Raw genomic sequence first — 607 nt, 5'->3', positions numbered from 1 at the left:
GCCTAATTGCCCATCTTTTCCAACAACAAACCACTCCGGATGTTCTTTGAAATACGTCCTGTTGGTGGGGTCTGCGATGGCAATACTTAGCCAGAGTCCGGGTTTCATTCCCAGCGATTTGATATAATCGAAAACAGGACGTAAGCCATTGGGAAACTTTTCTGTATTCACTTTCCAGTCGGCAAGCCATGCTTCTTGTTCGTCCACCGATTCCTCCGTCCGCACCCTGTCACTACTGCCTGTGCCGATTTGCCATCCGTCGTCAATGATAAACTCTTCCACGCCGCATTCCGATGCCGCTTTTGCCACCTCTTTTACCAAAGTTTCATTGATGTTTTGGTAAAAAGGCACCCAAGTATTATAGACGAACATCGGTTTTTGGGGCAGTTGCTCTATTCGCATGCCAACATGTTTCCTGACAAAATCGGAAACCACAGTGCTCAACACGACAGACGGGTCGGGTGTGTTGTTGTACAATGCGGTAAACACCCAAGGGCTGAGCCATTGGTCGCCGGGGCGAAGCCATTTCCTGAATCCGAATTCCTCTTCGGGATGTGTCAGACCGGCACTCACCGAGCGGCCGTCCACATAAACAGATGTCCGTTTG

At 49.8% G+C, this 607-nt stretch carries 1 protein-coding gene; it reads right to left on the bottom strand.

Annotation, left to right across the window (positions count from 1 at the left end):
- Positions 1 to 607, bottom strand: a 607-nt coding sequence (locus tag ASC50_RS03225) for an alpha-galactosidase (RefSeq protein WP_193391193.1), incomplete at both ends; no start/stop codon positions are given.

Source organism: Candidatus Symbiothrix dinenymphae (genome assembly GCF_001431085.1).
Note: the sequence above shows the minus strand (reverse complement) of the source record. Positions and strands in the feature narration are given on the sequence as shown.